Origin of the sequence: Emcibacter sp. SYSU 3D8 (assembly GCF_039655875.1) — a bacterium.
GTDB lineage: Bacteria > Pseudomonadota > Alphaproteobacteria > SMXS01 > SMXS01 > RI-34.
Genome location: NZ_JBBYXK010000007.1, coordinates 82,218 through 94,299, shown reverse-complemented (window position 1 = coordinate 94,299; position 12,082 = coordinate 82,218). Strand labels below are relative to the sequence as shown.

Annotated in this window: 9 protein-coding genes and 1 tRNA gene; 8 read left to right on the top strand and 2 right to left on the bottom strand. The window is 61.7% G+C overall.

Annotated features, from left to right (window positions below; translation table 11 throughout):
* Positions 1 to 5: 5 nt before the first annotated feature.
* Together WJU21_RS18465 and WJU21_RS18460 are read left to right on the top strand one after the other, a co-directional pair.
* Positions 6 to 620, top strand: a complete 615-nt coding sequence (locus WJU21_RS18465; protein WP_346324940.1) for a redoxin domain-containing protein — start codon at positions 6 to 8, stop codon at positions 618 to 620.
* A 102-nt stretch (positions 621 to 722) separates the two neighbouring features.
* Positions 723 to 797: transfer RNA gene (locus WJU21_RS18460), tRNA-Thr, on the top strand.
* Positions 798 to 1,057: 260 nt separating this feature from the next.
* Here the strand turns inward: WJU21_RS18460 and WJU21_RS18455 are convergent.
* Together WJU21_RS18455 and WJU21_RS18450 are read right to left on the bottom strand one after the other, a co-directional pair.
* Positions 1,058 to 1,972 carry a response regulator transcription factor gene (locus tag WJU21_RS18455; protein ID WP_346324939.1) on the bottom strand — a complete coding sequence of 305 codons (915 nt, stop codon included), beginning with the start codon at positions 1,970 to 1,972 and terminating at the stop codon, positions 1,058 to 1,060.
* On the bottom strand, positions 1,965 to 5,342 hold the full coding sequence (locus WJU21_RS18450) for an ATP-binding protein (protein WP_346324938.1): 3,378 nt from the start codon (positions 5,340 to 5,342) through the stop codon (positions 1,965 to 1,967). Before WJU21_RS18450 ends, WJU21_RS18455 begins: the two co-directional genes overlap by 8 nt.
* A 476-nt stretch (positions 5,343 to 5,818) precedes the next feature.
* On the opposite strand from WJU21_RS18450, the gene urtA reads away from it, so the two are divergent.
* From urtA to fmdA, 6 genes are all read left to right on the top strand, one after another.
* Positions 5,819 to 7,003 (top strand): urea ABC transporter substrate-binding protein, encoded by a 1,185-nt coding sequence (urtA, locus tag WJU21_RS18445; RefSeq protein WP_346324981.1) that lies wholly within the window; start codon positions 5,819 to 5,821, stop codon positions 7,001 to 7,003.
* A gap of 151 nt (positions 7,004 to 7,154) precedes the next feature.
* Positions 7,155 to 8,081: an urea ABC transporter permease subunit UrtB gene (urtB, locus tag WJU21_RS18440; RefSeq protein ID WP_346324937.1), complete on the top strand. Its 927-nt coding sequence runs from the start codon at positions 7,155 to 7,157 to the stop codon at positions 8,079 to 8,081.
* A 10-nt stretch (positions 8,082 to 8,091) separates the two neighbouring features.
* Positions 8,092 to 9,330, top strand: coding sequence for an urea ABC transporter permease subunit UrtC (gene urtC / locus WJU21_RS18435; protein WP_346324980.1), 1,239 nt, complete (start codon positions 8,092 to 8,094; stop codon positions 9,328 to 9,330).
* Between the two features lie 13 nt (positions 9,331 to 9,343).
* The gene (gene urtD / locus WJU21_RS18430; protein WP_346324936.1) at positions 9,344 to 10,099 is read left to right on the top strand and encodes an urea ABC transporter ATP-binding protein UrtD; all 756 of its coding nucleotides are present in this window, start codon (positions 9,344 to 9,346) and stop codon (positions 10,097 to 10,099) included.
* 9 nt (positions 10,100 to 10,108) lie between these two features.
* A complete protein-coding gene (gene urtE, locus WJU21_RS18425; protein ID WP_346324935.1) occupies positions 10,109 to 10,798 on the top strand; it encodes an urea ABC transporter ATP-binding subunit UrtE in 690 nt (229 codons plus the stop codon).
* A 54-nt stretch (positions 10,799 to 10,852) separates the two neighbouring features.
* Positions 10,853 to 12,082, top strand: coding sequence for a formamidase (gene fmdA / locus WJU21_RS18420; RefSeq protein ID WP_346324934.1), 1,230 nt, complete (start codon positions 10,853 to 10,855; stop codon positions 12,080 to 12,082).

Genomic DNA, 12,082 nt, shown 5'->3' with positions numbered 1-12,082 from the left:
GTACGATGATCGGACGGCTTTTTACGGTAATGGCGAGCGGGTTGGCGCTTTGCCTGGTATCGGCAGCGGCACAGGCGGCGGTGGAAATCGGCAAGCCGGCGCCGCCCTTCACGGGCACGAGCGCAGCGGGGCAGAGTGTCAGTCTCGGCGATCTGGCGGGCAAGACCGTGGTGCTGGAATGGACCAATCACGATTGTCCCTTCGTGAAGAAACACTATGACAGCGGCAACATGCAGTCGCTGCAGAAGGAGTTGACCGGCAAGGGCGCCGTGTGGCTCACCGTGATCTCGTCGGCCCCGGGCAAGCAGGGACATGTATCGCCCGCAAAAGCGAACGATTTGACGCAATCGCGCAACGCGGCGCCGTCGGACGTGATCCTGGACGAGGACGGCACGATCGGCATGGCCTATGGCGCGACGGCGACGCCGCAGATGGTGGTGATCACGCCGCAGCAGATCGTCGCCTATAACGGCGCCATCGACAGCATTCCGTCGGCAAAGCAGGACGACATTCCCAAGGCCCAGAACTATGTGCGCGCGGCCTATGACGCGGTAGCGGCCGGCAAGCCCGTCCAGGTTGCCCAGACCAAGGCCTATGGCTGCTCGGTAAAATACCCGTAAGCACGGGACGATGCGGGATTTTGCGGCTGGCGGGCGCTGCGAACAGTCAGCGCCCAAAAGGGCTTGCGCCTGTGTGGTTTCCTTGGCATAAGCCCTCCCGCTGCTGCTGTAGCTCAGTGGTAGAGCACTCCCTTGGTAAGGGAGAGGTCGACAGTTCAATCCTGTCCAGCAGCACCATTAAATTCAATAAGTTAGACATTTTTTGTGTTTTTCCGTTAGGCGCATTATGCGCGTTCCAGTGCGCTCGCAGCTCCCTTGAGCCAGTCCGGGTGATGGTGCCCGTAAACCTTGCGAATCATTGCCTCGCTGTCCGATATCAGGCTCGGGGAACACCCTGCCGGACCGCAAGTCAGCTCGAGAGGCCACTTTTGCTGCAATGCCATCGCGGCTCAGATGCGCGAGACCCGGGTGCAGTGATTTTTCGCGCCGGGGATAACCTATTTATCGATCAGCAATCGAACCGCGATAGCTGCCGCAGCGGTGCGGTTTTCCACGCCCAGCTTGGCATAGATCTGTTCCAAGTGCTTGTTCACCGTCCGGGGGCTGCACTGGAGGATTTCGGCGATATCGCGGTTTGACTTGCCCTGGGCGGTCCACAACAGCACTTCGGCCTCGCGGGCGGTCAGGCCCAGCTTCTGCTTCAACAGAGTTTGGTCGTTGGCGGCAGTGCCGTCGCTCAGATGCAGCAGGAACTCGCCGGGACCGGCCTCGCCCAGCAAAGCGGCGAGAACTCTGGCGTTGCCCGCCGCGACGATCGTCGGGTCACTGGCGCGCTGGGCGACCAGGTCGGCGAGGCGCGGCTTCACGGAGTTGTTCCACGCTGGCGCGTCGGTATCGAACACGCCCAGCACTCGCTTCAGCAGGCCCGCCGCCTGCGGCGTGCTCCACAATACCTCGCCCTTGCGGTTGACCGCCAATAGGGTGCGTCCGGCCACATCGAGAGCGATACGCGCGCTCTGGGCCATACGGGAATTGGCCAGGTGTACGCGGATGCGCGCCAGTATCTCGAAGGGCGGGACCGGTTTGGTCACGTAATCCACGCCGCCGGCCTCCAGCCCCATGACGACGTGCTCGGTGTCGGTCAGGCCGGTCATGAAGATAACTGGTACATGAGCAGTGTCCTTGTTCTGCCTGATCCGGCGGCAGGTCTCGAAACCGTCCATCTCGGGCATGACCGCGTCCATCAGGATCACGTCGGGCATCACCCGATCAATCAGCGACAGCGCGGCGCCGCCGCTGCGGGCGACCAGCGCGGTGATGCCTGCATCCTCCAGAGTGTCGGTCAGCAGGCTAAGGGTTTCCGGCGAGTCGTCCACCACCAGGACGATATAGGAGCCGCCATTGTCATTCATGATGCTGCAATGCCTTCAGGACGGTGTCGTACTGGACCAGTTCGAATTCGCGTACCAGGCCGCGCAGATGCGCGACCACCCGCCTGGTGTCGGGCTGAACGTCCTCGATCTCGTCGAGTTTGGACAGGATGCCGCGCACATGGCCGATGCGGCCGAGTTGGATCAGCGTGCCGATCTGCGGGCGTGGCGGGATTTCGTTCCGGCGCAGCGACTGCGGCATCCCGGCACTGGCGGGCTCGGCCGGCTGATCGTGGATCCAGCGCAGATTGAGCAGGGCCTTGACGGTATCCAGCATGGTGCCGAGTTGTATGGGTTTCATCAGATAGGCGTCGTGGAAGGCTGCCGAGACCTCTCGCTGGCGCTCCTCGCGGGCGTTAGCCGAGATCATCACGATCGGTGCGCGGCAGATGCCATCCTCGCGCAGGGTGCGCGCCACATCCCAGCCCGTCATTCCGGGCATGGAGATGTCAAGCAGCACGATGTCCGGCATTGAATGGGTGGCGGCCTCGATGCAGGACGGACCGTCAACGGCGGCGATGACGATGAAGCCTAGCGGCGACAGCAGGTCGCGCACCAGGTCCAGATGATTCTGGTCGTCGTCGGCCGCCAGCACGCTAATCCGGTCTCCCTCGTAACCGGTGATGCGCCGCGTCGGGACGACCGAGCGGGCAGGGCGCGGAACGCTACCCAGCATCAGCTTGATCCGGAACACGCTGCCACTTCCCGGCGTGCTGCGCACGGTGATTTCGCCGCCCATGGACTCGGTCAGCAGCTTGGTGATTGTCAGGCCAAGGCCGGTGCCGGGGCGCTTGACGGTGCCCGGCGTCTCGATCCGTTCGAAAGCGCGGAACACCCGTTCGAGGTTCTCCCTGGCGATGCCAATGCCGGTGTCCTCTACTTCGAAGGTGGCGATCTGGTTGCGGTATTGCACGCTCAGGGTCACGCCGCCCTGTTCGGTGCAGCGGATGGCATTCGACAACAGGTTGATCAGGATCTGCCGCAGCCGTTTCTCGTCGGTATAGACCAGGTCGGGCAGGCTTTCGGGCGGGTCGAACGAGAAGTCGAGACCCTTGGCCTTGGCTTGCATGCTGAACATGTCCACGAGCTGGCCCAGAAAATCATTGATCGGCACCTCGTCGCGGTAGAGTTGCAGGCGGCCTGCTTCGATCATGGAGATGTCGAGCAGCCCGTCGATCAGGCCGGACAGATGATCGCCGCTTCTGCGGATGACGCTCAGTGCGTGCTTCCGATGGCCGGGCATGGCCGGATCGGCCTCGAGCAGCTGGGCATACCCAAGTATGGCGTTGAGCGGCGTGCGCAGTTCGTGGCTGATGCCGACGACGTATTTGCTCTTGGCCATGCTGGCGGCCTCGGCGGCCTCCTTGGCCTTCTGCAGTGCCTTGTCAGTCTTCTGGTGGGCGTCGATCTCGCGCATCAGCATCATAGTCTGGCGCTGGGTTTCCTGCTGGGCGGCGCGGCTGGTCTCGTGGGCCAGCACGAATGGCCAGGCGACGATGCCGGCGACGATGATCAGGATGAAGAACACCTTCCACAGCGTGTCGGCGATGATCGCTGTTGGCGCGTCGGGTGTTAGGCTCATCTGCACATATCCCAGTGCCAGAATGGCCGCGATGGTCAGGGTGAACAGCAGCAGCAGTCCCAGATACTGGCCCAGCCGCGTGTTGAGGTGGACCACCAGCCGCCGGGGAAAGACCCAGGCCATGAACTGCAGCACCTGGTCGGAAAACCGCGCCGATACCTTGCAGGCGTCGCGGCAGCGGGCGTCGAGCGAACAGCACAGCGAGCAGATCGGTCCGGCATAGACCGGGCAGGTGGCCATATCCTCGGGTTCGAACGTATGTTCGCATATACAGCAGCGCTCGGGCCTGCTGTCGGCCAGCGGCGTCGTTGGCTCGCGGGCTATATAGAAGCGCCCGCCCGTGGCAAGGGCGATCAGCGGCGATACGACCAGCGCCGTGCCCAGCGCGATGAACGGGGCAAGCGCGCGGGCCGTTTCGCCCAGCACGTCCGCATAGGCGGCGATCGACAGGACCGAGGCGACCAGCATGGCGCCCACGCCTACAGGATTGATGTCGTAGAGATGGGCCCGCTTGAATTCGATATGACGCGGCGACAGCCCCAGCGGTTTGTTGATCACCAGATCGGCGACGATGCAGCCGACCCAGGCCACGGCGATATTGGCGTAGAGCCCCAGAGTGTGCTCCAGTGCCTTGTAGATTCCGAGCTCCATCAGGATGATGGCGATAGTCACGTTGAACACCAGCCAGACCACGCGTCCCGGATGACTGTGAGTGAGCCGGGAAAAGAAGTTCGACCAGGCGATCGACCCGGCATAGGCATTGGTGACGTTGATCTTGAGCTGGGAGATGACGACGAACGCACCGGTCAGCGCGATGGCGATGTCGGGCTGGGCGATCACCTGGGTGAAGGCGAGCAGGTACATCTGGGTCGGCTCGGCGGCGCTGGCGAAGGGAACCCCCGAATTCAGCGCCAGTACGGCCAGGAATGAGCCGGCCAGAAGTTTGACCATGCCCGGGATGACCCAACCCGGGCCGGCGCACACCATGGCCGCCCACCATCTCTTCCGGCTGCCCCTGCGGTCGCGCGGCAGGAATCGCAGATAGTCGACCTGCTCACCAATCTGGGCGATTAGCGAGAACACGACGGCCGAGGCCGCGCCGAAGTGCAGCAGGTCGATGGAACCGTCGGCGGCGCCGTGGGTGCCCCGATAGGCGGTCCACGTATCCAGCTCGAACATCCCCTTGGCGCCGATGAAGATGAAGGGCAGCAGCTGCAGGATGACCCAGGCCGGCTGGGTGATCATCTGGAAGCGGCTGATGGTGGTAATGCCGTGGGTGACCAGTGGAATGACGATCAGGGCGCTGATCAGATAGCCCAGCCAAAGCGGCAGGTCGAAGCACATCTGCAGGGCCAGCGCCATGATCGCCGCCTCGAGTGCGAAAAAGATGAATGTGAACGAGGCATAGATCAGCGAGGTGATCGTCGAGCCGATATAGCCGAACCCGGCGCCGCGGGTCAGCAAGTCGATGTCGACGCCGTATTTGGCGGCATAGAAGCAGATCGGTAGGCCGACCAGAAAGATAATTGTGCCCACGACCAGAATGGCGGCGGCAGCATTGGAGAACCCGTAGCTCAGGGTGATGGCGCCGCCGATAGCCTCGAGTGCGAGGAACGACACTGCGCCCAGTGCCGTGTTGGCGACGCGGAACGACGACCACTTGCGCGCATTGTTGGCGGTGAACCGTAACGCGTAGTCTTCAAGGGTCTGGTTGGCGACCCATTGATTGTACTGTCGCCGCTCGCGGATCACCTTCTGGTGCGGTGTCATGCCTTCGGTCGTGCTCCTGGTACTTATGAGTGTCGAAGGTCTTGTGCATTGCAAAATGGACCGCATTTGCAAGCGCTTTCCAAGCGGCAATAACGCATTGCGGGCCGTTGGCGAATTCGGGGCCAATTTTCCGAACTCTGCCCCCGGATACGGACTTTATTCATGCCTGCCGTGTTCTGATCCTTCTTAGCCTGCTGTGTTGCTTACGTCAGATGCCCGGACCCGAAGGAGTCCGCGGCCATGTGGCCGTGAGGGCGTGTCTTGATCCGGACGCTACCCAGCCGAACCGCGTATCGCCATACGCATATCGACGTATTGCTGCGACGCACAAAAAGTCGGGATCGTTGTGGTGTGTCCCCGGCCGAATTCCGGCTTTGCACCACCAACAACGATTCATAAAGAGAGGCATCATGACATTGGAAAGAGGAAGTCCCCGCAGCCTGGGCGCGGCGCTTCGCAGAACCGCAAAAGCGGCCATGCTGGCGGCGGTGGCGCTGGCGCCGCTAGCCGCCCATGCCGCGGACAAGGCCAATACCACCGGACTCGCGGTCACTGACACAACCGTGAAGGTCGGCATTCTTCACTCTGTGACCGGGACCATGGCAATCTCGGAAACCGGTTCGGTGCAGGCCGAAAAGTTGGCGATCAAGCAGATCAACGACATGGGCGGGGTGCTGGGCCGCAAGATCGAGTTCATCCAGGAAGACGGCGCCTCCGACTGGCCGACCTTTGCTGAAAAGGCCAAGAAACTGCTGGTCAATGACAAGGTTGCCGCTGTGTTCGGCTGCTGGACCTCGGCCTCGCGCAAGGCGGTGTTGCCGGTATTCGAGCAATACAACGGCATGCTGTACTACCCGACCTTCTATGAAGGTCTCGAGCAGTCGCCGAATGTCATTTACACCGGCCAGGAAGCTACCCAGCAGATCATCGCCGGCATCGACTGGGTCGCCAAGACCAAGGGGGCCAAGACTTTCTACCTGCTCGGCTCCGACTACATCTGGCCGCGGACTTCCAACAAGATCGCCCGCAAGCACATCGAGAAGCTGGGTTTGAAGGTGGTGGGCGAAGACTACTATCCGCTTGGCCATACCCAGTTCAACTCGGTCATCAACAAGATCAAGCTGAAAAAGCCCGACGTGATCTACGCGATCGTCGTCGGCGGCTCCAACGTTGCCTTCTACAAGCAGCTGAAGGCGGCCGGCATCGATATGACCAAAGAAAAGCCGCTGCTCCTGACCATCTCGGTCACCGAGGACGAAATCCAGGGAATCGGCGGTGAGAACATCGTCGGCGCCTATGCGGTCATGAAGTACTTCCAGAGCCTGGATAACCCCAACAACAAGGCCTTCGTGAAGGCTTTCAAGGCAATGTGGGGCAAGGACATCGTCATCGGCGACGTCACCCAGGCGGCCTATCTGGGCCCGTGGCTGTGGAAAGCCGCGGTCGAGAAGGCAGGCAGCTTCGACGTCGACGCCACCAAGAAGTCGTTGCCCGGCATCGAGCTGAAGACCGCGCCGGAAGGCTACGTGAAGGTTCACCCCAACCATCACCTCTGGTCGAAGACCCGTGTCGGTCTGGCCCAACTCGATGGCCAATACAAGCTGGTCTACGAGACCAAGGACCTGGTTGAGCCTGATCCGTTCCCCAAGGGCTACCAGTAGGCGCTGGGCTGCGCTGCCGGGGCTTCCCCCGAAGCTCCGGCAGCAGCCCTTCAGGTTTCCGAAAGATCCCGGACCATGTCCACGCCATCCCGCTTCCGCCCGGTCTTCGCCATGTTCAGCGCGACGGGTTTCCCCCTCGGAGGGTATCTCGATGTTTGACGGTTACACGGCGAGCGAACTCGGTTCGATCTTCGCCATGCAAGGCTTCGCCGGCCTGCTCCTGTTCTCGGTGTTCGTTCTGATGGCCCTCGGTCTCGCGATCATCTTCGGACAGATGGGGGTCATCAACATGGCCCATGGCGAGTTCATGATCCTGGGCGCCTACGTCACCTATCTCTGCTCGCAACTGGTCGAGAACTACGCACCCGCCCTGTTCGGGATATACTTTTTTGTGGCCATGATACTGGCATTCCTGGTGTCCGGAGGCCTAGGCATGCTGGTCGAGTGGGCGATCATCCGCCATCTCTACAAGCGACCTCTCGATACATTGCTCGCCACCTGGGGCCTCAGCCTTATCCTCCAGCAGCTTTACCGCTCCATTTTCGGCGCACGCGAGGTGGGCGTGAGCCTGCCCGATTACCTGATGGGCTCGTTTCCCATCAGCGAGACCATCGAAGTGCCGATCAACGGCGTGTTCGTGATGGTTCTGACTCTCACCATCACCTTCGTTGTCTACCTGCTGATGTACAGGTCTTCGTGGGGCAAGCAGGTGCGCGCGGTAATGCAGAACCGGGTGATGGCCGGCGCCGTCGGCATCAACACCGAGCGAACCGACCGTCTGACTTTCGGCATCGGCTGCGGCATCGCCGGCATCGCCGGCAGCGCCTTCACCATGATCGGCTCCACCGGGCCAACCGCCGGCCAGCTCTACATCGTCGACACGTTCCTCGTCGTGGTGTTCGGCGGCGCGGCTAGCCTGCTGGGCACTATCGCGTCGGCTTTCACCATCAGCCAGGCCCAGTCGACGCTGGAGTTCTTCATGTCGGGCTCCATGGCCAAGGTGTTTACCCTGTTGACCATCGTCGGCATCCTGATGCTGCGTCCCCAGGGTCTGTTCTCGCTCAAAGTGCGGAAGTAGGGGCATGCAGATGATCAAGTCACGCTTTGCCCTCTATTCCCGCAACGAGCTGTTCTCGCTCCTCATCCTGGCAGCGCTCCTGCTGGTGGTGTTTCCGCTGGCGCTCGACGTGTTTCGCCTCAACCTGGTCGGCAAATACCTGACCTACGCCTTCGTCGCCGTCGGTCTGGTTCTATGCTGGGGCTATGGCGGCATTCTCAGTCTCGGCCAGGGCGTGTTCTTCGGCCTTGGCGGCTATTGCATGGCCATGTTCCTGAAGCTTGAGGCCTCGAGCGTCGAGAACACCAAGATTCAGTCCACGCCCGGTATCCCGGACTTCATGGATTGGAACCAGATCACCGCGCTACCCAGCTTCTGGGAGCCCTTCCACTCGTTCCCGCTGACCCTGCTCCTGATCATCCTGGTACCCACCGCGTTCGCCTACATCATCGGCGTCGCCATGTTCAAGCGGCGGGTGGGCGGAGTGTACTTCGCCATCATCACGCAGGCATTTGCCGCCATCCTCACCGTGCTGATCATCGGGCAGCAGGGCTATACCGGCGGGGTCAACGGCATGACCGATTTGCGCACCCTGCTGGGCTGGGACATCCGTACCGACAGCGCCAAAGTCATTCTGTACTTCGTCAACGCGGGCCTGCTCATTGCCTGCCTGGTGGTCTCCCAGTTCGTGCTCAAATCCAAGCTCGGACGTCTGCTGGTTGCCATGCGCGACAAGGAGGACCGGGTGCGCTTCTCGGGCTATGACGTCGCCAATTTCAAGATATTCATCTTCTGCTTCGGTGCGGCCATGTGCGCCATCGGCGGCGCCATGTTCACCCTGCAGGTGGGTTTCATGTCGCCGTCATTTGTTGGCATCGTTGCGTCGATTGAAATGGTGATCTTCTGTGCCGTCGGCGGGCGGCTGTCGCTGCTGGGTGCGGTTTACGGTGCGCTGCTGGTCAACTGGGCCAAGACCACCCTGTCGGAAAGTTTTCCCGAACTCTGGCTTCTCGCCATGGGCGGTCTGTTCATTGCCGTCGTGCTGGCTTTCCCGAACGGTCTCGCCGGTATCGTTCAGAGCGTCTCGGAAAAGCTGAAGCAGCGCAGGCTCGCAGCCCGCGCCAAAGTCAATCCGCCTGACGGCGCGGTGCCGCCGGTCCTGTCCGCGCCGCCTGTCCTGTCGCCCGCCGTTCCAGCTCCAACCGAGCGGCCGGTGCGGAGCGAAGCCTTCCTGGGTCCGTCCGGGCTCAGCGAAAAGCCAGCGTCCTGAGAGGAAAACATCCATGAACGCAACCCACACGCAACAGGACTTCCTTCTCGCCGTCGAGGGCCTCACCGTTTCGTTCGACGGGTTCAAGGCAGTCGATGACCTGTCCTTCTACATCGACGAGAACGAGATCAGGGTCATCATTGGCCCCAACGGCGCTGGCAAGACCACGGTGCTCGACCTGATCTGCGGCCGCACCAAGGCCACGTCCGGATCCATCAGGTTCCGGGGCAAGGAACTGACCAGCATGCGCGAGGACCGCATCGTTCATGCGGGTGTCGGCCGGAAGTTCCAGACGCCGTCGATCTACGAGGATTTGACCGTGTTCGAAAACCTGGAAATCTCGTACCCGCGTGGTCGCTCGGTCTGGGGTGCGCTGGCGTTCAAGCGGGACCAGCAGGTGATTGAGCGGGTCGACGAGATCGCCGAGACAATCTTCCTGTCCGAGCACCTTGGCCTGAAGGCCGCCTATCTCAGCCACGGCCAGAAGCAGTGGCTTGAGATCGGCATGCTGCTGATCCAGGACCCTGATCTGCTGATGCTCGACGAGCCGGTCGCCGGCATGAGCGTCAGCGAGCGCAAGAAGACCGCGGAACTGCTCAACCGGATCATCAAGGACCGATCAGTGATCGTCATCGAGCACGACATGAAGTTCGTCGAGGACATCGCCGACAAGGTCATCGTCTTGCACCAGGGCAAGATCTTGTCCCAGGGCACCATGGAAAAGGTGCAGGCCGACCCCAAGGTCGTCGACGTCTATCTGGGCCACTAGGAGGCAATCATGCTCAACGTATCCGAACTCCACGTGGCCTATGGCGAGAGCGAGGTGCTTCACGGCCTCGACTTTGCGGTCAAGCCCAACGAGATCATCGCCATCATGGGCCGCAACGGCATGGGCAAGACCACGCTGATGAAATCCCTGATGGGAATTGTCCCGACCAAGAGCGGCATGGTCACCATCGATGACACCAATATCACCGGTATGAAGAGCCACCAGCGGGTTGCCAACGGCATCGCCTACGTGCCGCAGGGCCGGATGATTTTCTCCACGATGACAGTACAAGAGAACGTGGAGGTGGGCCTGACAGTCACCGGCGAGAGCAAGGTGCCGGGCGACATCTACGAACTGTTCCCTGTGCTGCTTGAGATGAAGAAGCGCCGCGGCGGCAATCTGTCCGGCGGCCAACAGCAGCAACTCGCCATCGCGCGGGCGCTCGCCTCCAAGCCCAAGGTGCTGCTGCTCGACGAGCCCACCGAAGGCATCCAGCCGTCGATCATCCGCGAGATGGGCCGCACCCTGAAGCGAATCCGCGATGAACGGGGGCTGTCCATCGTCGTCTCCGAACAGGTGCTCAGCTTCGCACTCGACATCGCCGACCGGGTGCTGGTGATGGAGAACGGCGAGATCGTCCACGAAAACCTGCGCAGCGAGGTCGACGAAGCCAAGGTCGCCAGCTTCCTGTCTGTCTGACGTCAAGAAACAAGCCAAGCAACGCCGAAATAACCAGTCAAGGAGTCACCGAAAATGACCGACACACTCATCAAAGTGGACCTGAGCCAGTCCGCCTACGACAACGACATGATTCACAATCGCTGGCATCCCGACATTCCCATGGTCGCGTGGGTGAGGCCTGGGGATGACTTCATCGTGGAATGCGTCGATTGGACCGGCGGACAGATCAAGAACGACGACGACGCGTCCGACGTGCGCGACGTCGACCTGTCGCAGGTGCATTTCCTGTCAGGTCCCATTGGGGTGAAGGGAGCCGAGCCGGGTGATCTGCTGGTCGTCGACTTCCTGGATATCGGCGCGTTCTCGGATAGCCTGTGGGGCTTCAACGGATTCTTCTCGAAGAAGAACGGCGGCGGGTTCCTCACCGAGCATTTCCCCGAGGCGCAGAAGTCGATCTGGGATATCAAGGGCATGTTCACCAGCTCGCGGCACATTCCGGGCGTGAACTTCGCCGGGCTGATCCATCCTGGCCTGATCGGCTGCCTGCCGTCGAAGGAAATGCTGAACACCTGGAATACGCGCGAGGCCGAACTCTACAATACCGATCCCGACCGGGTGCCGGCGCTGGCCACGCTGCCCTATGGGCCGACCGCCCATATGGGCCGCATGCAGGGTGACGCAGCCAAATCCGCCGCGGCCGAGGGCGCCCGGACTGTGCCCCCCCGCGAGCATGGCGGCAATTGCGACATCAAGGACCTGTCGCGCGGCGCGAAGGTGTTCTTTCCTGTCTATGTGGATGGTGGCGGGCTTTCCATGGGCGACCTGCACTTCAGCCAGGGTGATGGCGAGATCACCTTCTGCGGCGCCATCGAGATGGCAGGCTGGATCCATCTGAAGGTCAGCCTGATCAAGGGGGGCATGGCCAAGTACGGCGTTAAGAACCCGATCTTCAAACCCAGCCCGATTACGCCGACCTACAACGACTATCTGATCTTCGAAGGCATTTCGGTCGATGAGGGTGGCAAGCAGCACTATCTGGATGTGCACATCGCCTATCGCCAGGCATGCCTGAATGCCATCGAGTATCTGAAGAAGTTCGGCTATTCGGGCGCTCAGGCCTACGCCATTCTCGGCACGGCGCCGGTCCAGGGACACATATCGGGCGTCGTCGACATCCCGAATGCCTGTGCCACCCTTTGGCTGCCCACGGAGATATTCGAGTTCAGCATCCAGCCGGGCGCCGACGGACCGACGATCTTCGACACCAAGGGCATCGACGTGCCGCTGGCCAAGGACCTGTGA